The sequence below is a fragment of the Sphingomonas glacialis genome (assembly GCF_014653575.1).
Classification (GTDB): domain Bacteria; phylum Pseudomonadota; class Alphaproteobacteria; order Sphingomonadales; family Sphingomonadaceae; genus Sphingomonas; species Sphingomonas glacialis.
This window is the reverse complement of record NZ_BNAQ01000002.1, coordinates 856,848-863,377: the sequence shown is the minus strand read 5'-3', so window position 1 is coordinate 863,377 and position 6,530 is coordinate 856,848. Positions and strand designations below refer to the sequence as shown.

Here is a 6,530-nt window from a genome sequence, read left to right as displayed (position 1 = left end):
GGCCGAGGCGCTTGACCAATGCCTTGCGGAGATCGAAAAACAGCGCGTTGCGACGACCGGTTGAATCCGCCCAATACACCAGCGAGCAGTTTTGGCGACTGATGGCCGCCAACGGGGTAACATGCTCGATGAGCCGGTCCGGGAACGTCTGGGACAATGCTGCGATGGAGAGCTTCTTCTCCTCGCTGAAGACCGAACGGATCGCGCGCAAAACCTACCGTACGCGCAATCAGGCGAGGCAGGACGTGTTCGACTACATCGAGCGCTTCTACAATCCCACGCGCAGGCACTCGACCTTGGGGTATCTCAGCCCCATGGACTTCGAGAAGCAGGCTTATGTAGCCTAACCTCGTGTCCATGAGACCGGCAGCAGCTCAGAGATCCCCATCCGGCGGATTACCTCCTCCACCGGTGTGCCCGTCTCCGCCTGCTTCGACGCAAACGCGATCTGCTCGCTGTATACTTCGACTTCTTCATGTCCCAGCTCCTCGCCCGTAGGCTCTAAAGGGCCGGAAAACTCACTCAAACTGGAGGGAAAAGCAGGGGGGACGTCAAACAAGAGCGGTTAAGCGCTTAATCGGGGTTGACCGAACGCCTTACATCTTGAACTTCATTCCGCTTTATGTATGGGCTCGCGACGCAGCAAACGATGAATCCGCACGGTTTTTCGGCGCCGCGACCGGGTTAGTACACCCAGAAGCAGGATTTAATTGCAAAATAACAAAATAATCGTTTATTGAAGAATCCTAACGATATATCTACCAGGGGGAAAATTCTTGTGAATTACGCGCGTTTTGATGCAGCAAGCCTTCCGGGACAGGTTGGCAAGGATGGGCCAAATGGCACTCGCTTGAGCGATAACCGTAGCGGCTATATCAGCTACGGGCCTTATTTTTACGGCGAGCCTGGCTTGTACATAGGCGGTTTTTACATGCGACGCACGGGAGCTGTAGTCGACCAGTCCTTTGTTGTCGATGTCGTTGGCGGCGCAGAAGAATTCGCACAAAAATCCATTCCGCATGGTGATTTGTTCGACGACGTGCCCAGCTTGGTTTATGTCAACTTCGAGCTTCTTGAGCCCACGGACGGGATTGAATTGCGCGTGTATGTTGATGAAGGCGTTTCGATCGAGATCCAGTCACTGGTCATCATAAAGACGCCTCAGCGATCCTGGGGCGGTGTATGATTGAGGGTGCCCGTGAGCGCGTTTTGTCTTTTTGGCGTCGATCGCTGAACGCAGAATGGATCAAGCGCAAGATTGACCAACGGGTGGAGGCACGGCTTGACGAACTGCGGCAAGCGATAGGCTTCCAGCACAACGAAATCGTTCGCCTCATCGAGGTGCGTGCGATGATCGGGCTGGAGGAGGCGAAAAGGGCGGATGCGGAGGAATCCGGCGTGTTGCGCAGGTTGGTTGAGGTGCGCGCCCAAATCGCCGAGGATGAGGCAAAGAGCTACGCAGAACAACAGTTAGAAGCGCGGCTCGACCAATTGCGTCAAACGTTAGGCGCTCAGCACAACGGCACCGTTCGTCTGATCGAGGAGCGTGCGATGATCGGATTGGAAGAGGCGAAAAGGGCGTGCGCTGACGAAACCGGGGGGCTTCGCAAGTTTGTGGAGGTGCGCGCCCAAATCGCCGAGGATGAGGCCAAGGGCTACGCAGACCAACAGATGGAGGTGCGGCTTGACCAACTGCGTCAAACGCTAGGTGCTCAGCACGACGACATCGTTCGTCTTATCGAGGAGCGTGCGATGATCGGATTGGAGGAGGCGAAAAGGGCGCACGCGGACGAAACCGGGGGGCTGCGCAAGTTCGTGGAGGTGCGCGCTCAAATCGCCGAGGATCAGGCCAAGGGCTACGCAGACCAACGGGTGGAAGCACGGCTCGACCAACTGCGTCAAACGCTAGGTGCTCAGCACGACGACATCGTTCGTCTTATCGAGGAGCGTGCGATGATCGGATTGGAGGAGGCGAATCGGACGTACGCAGACGAAACCAGGGGGTTGCGCAGGTTGGTCGAGGTGCGCGCTAAAATCGCCGAGGATGAGGCCAAGTGCTATGCAGACCGGCGGGTGGAGGCGCGGCTCGACCAGCTGCATCGAGCGCTGGATGCCCAACAGCAAGACGCCGTTCGTCTTATAGAGGAGCGTGCGATGATAGGATTGGAGGAGGCGAAAAGAGCGTACGCGGACGAAACAGGAGGATTGCGCAGGTTGGTGGAAGTGCGCGCCCAAATCGCCGAGGATGAGGCCAAGTGCTACGCAGACCAACAGATGGAGGCGCGGCTTGACCAACTGCGTCAAACGCTAGGTGCACAACACAACGACATCTTCCGCCTTATTGAGGTGCGTTCGATGATCGGGCTGGAAGAGGCGAAAAGAGCGTACGCGGACGAAACAGGGGGCTTGTGCAAGTTGGTGGAAGCGCGCGCCCAAATTGCGGAGGATGCGGCTAAGTGCTATGCAGATCAACGTTTGGAGGCTCGGCTTCACCAACTGTGTAAAACGCTAGGTGTCCAGCACAATGACATCGTCCGCCTTATCGAGGTGCGTGCGATGTTCGGGCTGGAAGAGGCGAAAAGGACATACGCAGACGAAACAGGGGAATTGCGCAAATTGGTGGAGGCGCGCGCCCAAATCGCCGAAGATGAAGCCAAGTGTCACGAAAACCAACCTTTGGAAGCAAGGCTTGACCAACTGCACCAAGCGCTTGGTGCTCAGCACCACGACCTTGTCCGTCTTATAGAGGAGCGTGCGATGATAGGATTGGAGGAGGCGAAAAGAGCATACGCGGACGAAACTGGGGGGTTGCGCAAGTTGGTTGAGGTGCGCGCCCAAATAGCCGGCGATGAGGCTAAGTGCTATGCAGACCAAGGCTTGGGCGCGCTTAGTCAAAGTCTTGGGGCAGTCGGGCGGGTTGTAGTTACCGCGTCTAAACAGGTGAGTGCGCTTCAGGCCGAGTTGAATGATATTGATGATGAGTTGAGGTCTGCCCAGCAGGAAAACGCACAAAGGCTCGAGATTGCTCACGACCTCACGGCGAACCGGCTCAATATGGTTCCGGAAATCGTCACTGCCCGCTTGCAGCCTTTGAAGGCAATGCTGGCCGATCTTCAGAAAAGGGTGTCAGACGTACGCGAAGCGGACCTCGTTCGGCTCGAAGCTGTAGAACGCGATGTTAGTAGCGCGCTCGCCTCAAATGATGATCATCAAGAGCGAGACGAATTCCTCTCTCGCTTCCAGTCTATTGAGGGCGAATTGGCCCGTATCGTGAGCGATTATAATACCCAATTACGTAATGCCGAGCATCGCATTGATTTCGTTCGCAGTGAAACGATGTACGAAATGCAGGCCTCCCTCTATCGGTCGTCGGGCCAGGCGTCACCAACCCGCACGGTCGCGAGGGTCATAAACTCGGCGAAAGTCGAGTCCATGCGGAGCACCGGCTTGCGGCTTAATCTCGGCGCGGGGCATCTTCAACTGGATGATTACCTCAACGTCGATGGTCGAGCACTTCCGGGCATTGATATTGTGGCCGACGCGACCGCTATTCCTTTTGACGAATGCGAACTTGCAGAAATTCGCTCATCGCATCTCGTCGAGCATTTCTCGTCGCACATTTTGGAACGTGTTGTCCTCCCGCATTGGGCAGCGTTGCTGCAGCCAGGCGGTGTGCTGACAACCATCGCTCCCGATGGCGAGGCAATGGTAAGGGCCTTGAACGATGGCGAGATGGAGTTCGAAGACTTCAGAGAAGTGCTTTTCGGTGGCCAAGATTATGATGGTGATTTTCATTTCAATCTGATCACGCCGAAGAGTTTTTTCGAGACGCTACAACGTGCGGGATTCAACGATATTTCAGAAGATTATGTTGGGAAGCGGAATGGAAAGTGTTTCGAGTTCAAAATCACTGCTCGAAAGGCGTGATCAGGTGATGCCGCCACGATTTTCCGTTGTAATCAACACCGATAATCGTCTCGAATATTTGAAGCGGACGTTATCGGGTTTGCGGTATCTGGAGTATTCGAATTTCGAGGTCTGTGTCGTTGCTGGGCCGACGCCTGACGGAACGCGTGACTATCTCACGACGCTTGGCAATGCCATAAAGCTGGGCTTCTGCGAGCAGCGTAATCTGTCTCAATCGCGCAACATTGGGATCGCCATGGCCGACGGTGACGTCGTCGCGTTCATCGATGATGACGCCGTCCCTGAGGCTGAGTGGTTGAATGACTTGGCAAGGTCTTACGATGACGAGTCGGTTGGCGGGGTTGGCGGCTTCGTCTACGATAACACGGGTGTGCGGTTTCAGGCGCGATACGTGACGGTCAACAGGCTGGGATATCCGAGCGATGCTAATACACCATCCCCGCACCTCAACTTTCCGTTCGCCGCGGACATACCCCATTTGCTGGGAACCAACTGCTCATTTCGCCTGTCAGTGCTGCACGAGATCGGCGGGTTCGATGAGGAATATGAGTATTTTCTCGACGAAACTGACGTTTGCTACCGCGTTATTGACGCTGGTTATCGCATCATTCAGCGCCCTGACGCTTTCGTGCATCATAAATTTGCCCCCAGCCACATGCGCGATGAACGCAAAATCGTGCGCAGTTGGTACCCCCTCATCAAGAACCGCGTTTACTTCGGAATGCGCAACGGGCTCGCCCATCACAGCGTTAAGGAAGTGCTAGCTGCGGGCGCGGCGGATACTAGGACGTGGGAGGTCGGCATCGCGGACGGGCAGCGTCATTCGCTCTACTCGAACGATGATGTTCGCCGCTTTCGAGCGGAGGCGCAGGCGGCTATCGTCGACGGCCATGCGCGCGGATGTGAGCCGCCGAAACGCCTTGTCGATGAGCTTGTGCTTCGTCATCGAACGCCGTTCTCGGCGTATCCGCTGCTGGCTCATCAAGCGTCCCGCCGGACGATCTGCTTCGTCACGCAGGATTATCCCCCCGGCCAGAACGGCGGGATCGCGCGCTATTTAGCGCAATTCGCCAAAACGATGGCGTCGGACGGACATCATGTCCATGTGCTGACCAAATCGCAGGGTTCCGCTTCGGTAGACTATGAAGAAGGCGTCTGGGTCCACAGGGTTGATATTCGGCATCACCCCCTCCCGGACATTTCGCCGATCGCACCGCTCGACGTTCCCGGCCATATCTGGAGTTATACCCAGACGATGCTCGAGGAAGTCCGGGCGATCGACGCACGAAGGACGGTCGATCTGGTCTATTGTCCATTATGGGATTGCGAGCCGCTAGGCTTCGTCGTCGACGGGAGCTTTCCGCTGATCGTCGCGCTTCAGACGACGATGAAATTCTGGTTGGAGAGCCAGCCTCTCAAGGCTGCCGACCGGGATTGGATGGCAATGTACGGCCATCCCATCGTTGCGATCGAAGAATATATCCTCGAACGCGCACCCTTGTTACATTCGATCAGCCGCGCCATCGCCAGAGATATTCGAGCGCAGTACAAGGCGACCTTACCGGATTCTAAGGTTCATTATGCACCGCTTTGTCTCGAAGATTGGTCTGCGGGCATGCCGCCCCCTGTTGCGCGGTCGCGCAAGACGCGTCTACTATTTGTGGGACGCCTCGAATCGCGTAAGGGCATTGATGTCCTGCTAGATGCGATACCCGAGGTCCTCGCGCAGTTCCCAACCGCCATTTTGGACATAGTCGGCGACGATACGATTCCAAAAGCCGACGGCACGACGTACAAGGTGGAATTTCTCAAACAGGATATGCCGACAGCGGTTCGGTCGCGGATCGTCTTCCACGGGCGCGCGGACGAGCAGCAATTGCGTAAGTTTTACCGCGACTGCGATATCTTCGTTGCGCCCTCGCGCTACGAGTCGTTCGGCCTGGTCTTCCTTGAGGCGCTGATGTTCGGCAAACCAGTCATCGGTTGCGATGCCGGCGGCGGACCAGAGGTTGTGACCGACGGTGAAACAGGCCTGCTCATAGCCCCCGGCGATGTCGCGGGGTTGCAGGCGGCGCTAACCAACCTGCTTTCGGACCCAAAGCGGCGGCGGAAGATGGGCATTGCCGCTCGCGCAGACTATGAGCGTCGCTTTACGGTGCAGTCGTTAGTTTCCGATCTGACGAACATGATAGACACCCATTTCGGGCCGAGCGACAAAGTCATAGCTAGTTGATGCCGTCTCGAACAATAGCGCTCGATGGATTGGCTTCGCTCAGGATTTCCGCGGATGCGAAAACGCTCAGTTGATCAGCCCTGAAATTCTCAAGGCCGGACAGTAGGAACCGATTGATACGAACTTCGCCACGCGCTGTTTATAAAGTGGGTGCGATTTTCACGACCTCGGGGCGAACCTAGGTTAGCTGTCCGTTATTGCTGGTGCTGACGGGGGGGGGGGGGGGCTGCGACTTCGGGCCGTTCGTGAACTGGCTGTTTGCCGAACCGTCGATCCTATTGTGGCTCAGCTCGCCGATCTGATGGAGATGACAGTCTCCAAGCATTTCGATCCTTCTTCACTCTTTTTTCGCAATCGAGCGTCGAAATAG

General features: G+C 56.3%; 4 protein-coding genes and 1 pseudogene. 4 read left to right on the top strand and 1 reads right to left on the bottom strand.

Annotated elements, in window-relative coordinates:
* On the top strand, nt 1–347 hold a 347-nt coding region (locus IE187_RS10690), incomplete at its 5' end, for an IS3 family transposase (protein WP_229839353.1).
* Nucleotides 348–349: 2 nt separating this feature from the next.
* Here IE187_RS10690 and IE187_RS10685 read toward each other — a convergent pair.
* A pseudogene (locus IE187_RS10685) lies at nt 350–477 on the bottom strand (transposase); the annotation flags it as partial.
* Nucleotides 478–778: 301 nt separating this feature from the next.
* Here IE187_RS10685 and IE187_RS10680 point away from each other — a divergent pair.
* From IE187_RS10680 to IE187_RS10670, 3 genes are read left to right on the top strand one after another with little or no spacing between them, the layout of a single operon-like run.
* A complete protein-coding gene (locus IE187_RS10680; RefSeq protein WP_189676206.1) occupies nt 779–1,186 on the top strand; it encodes a hypothetical protein in 408 nt (135 codons plus the stop codon).
* Nucleotides 1,183–3,927 carry a hypothetical protein gene (locus IE187_RS10675; RefSeq protein WP_189676205.1) on the top strand — a complete coding sequence of 915 codons (2,745 nt, stop codon included), beginning with the start codon at nt 1,183–1,185 and terminating at the stop codon, nt 3,925–3,927. The genes IE187_RS10680 and IE187_RS10675 overlap by 4 nt, the downstream gene beginning before the upstream one ends.
* Nucleotides 3,884–6,160 (top strand): glycosyltransferase, encoded by a 2,277-nt coding sequence (locus IE187_RS10670; protein ID WP_189676204.1) that lies wholly within the window; start codon nt 3,884–3,886, stop codon nt 6,158–6,160. Before IE187_RS10675 ends, IE187_RS10670 begins: the two co-directional genes overlap by 44 nt.
* Nucleotides 6,161–6,530: the final 370 nt, after the last annotated feature.

Bases quoted from the DNA above. Each gene is read 5' to 3' on its own strand.
- IE187_RS10675 (WP_189676205.1), top strand. From the start codon at position 1,183: ATGATTGAGGGTGCCCGTGAGCGCGTTTTGTCTTTTTGGCGTCGATCG.
- IE187_RS10670 (WP_189676204.1), top strand. From the start codon at position 3,884: ATGGAAAGTGTTTCGAGTTCAAAATCACTGCTCGAAAGGCGTGATCAG.